Source organism: Solitalea agri, assembly GCF_023914155.1.
GTDB lineage: Bacteria > Bacteroidota > Bacteroidia > Sphingobacteriales > Sphingobacteriaceae > Solitalea > Solitalea agri.
On the sequence record NZ_JAMWYS010000068.1, the window covers coordinates 1 to 532 of the forward strand.

Here is a 532-nt window from a genome sequence, read left to right on the forward strand (position 1 = left end):
AACATCTCCCGCCTATCCTACACATCCTGTACCCAATGTCAATGTTAAGTTGTAGTGAAGGTGCATGGGGTCTTTCCGTCCCGTTGCGGGTAACCGGCGTCTTCACCGATACCACAATTTCACCGAGCTCATGGCTGAGACAGCGTCCAGATCGTTACACCATTCGTGCAGGTCGGAACTTACCCGACAAGGAATTTCGCTACCTTAGGACCGTTATAGTTACGGCCGCCGTTTACTGGGGCTTCGATTCAATGCTTCGCCTTGCGACTAACATCCCCTCTTAACCTTCCAGCACCGGGCAGGTGTCAGGCCTTATACCTCATCTTTCGATTTTGCAAAGCCATGTGTTTTTGTTAAACAGTCGCCTGGACCTTTTCACTGCGGCCCCCGTTAAGGGGCGCCCCTTCTCCCGAAGTTACAGGGCCATTTTGCCGAGTTCCTTAGCCATGATTCACTCGAGCACCTTAGGATTCTCTCCTCGACTACCTGTGTCGGTTTGCGGTACGGGTATCTTGTATCTGAAGTTTAGAGG

1 rRNA gene is annotated in these 532 nt (G+C 51.7%); it reads right to left on the reverse strand.

Annotation, left to right across the window (positions count from 1 at the left end):
- Positions 1–532: ribosomal RNA gene (locus NF867_RS18275) — 23S ribosomal RNA — on the reverse strand; the annotation flags it as partial.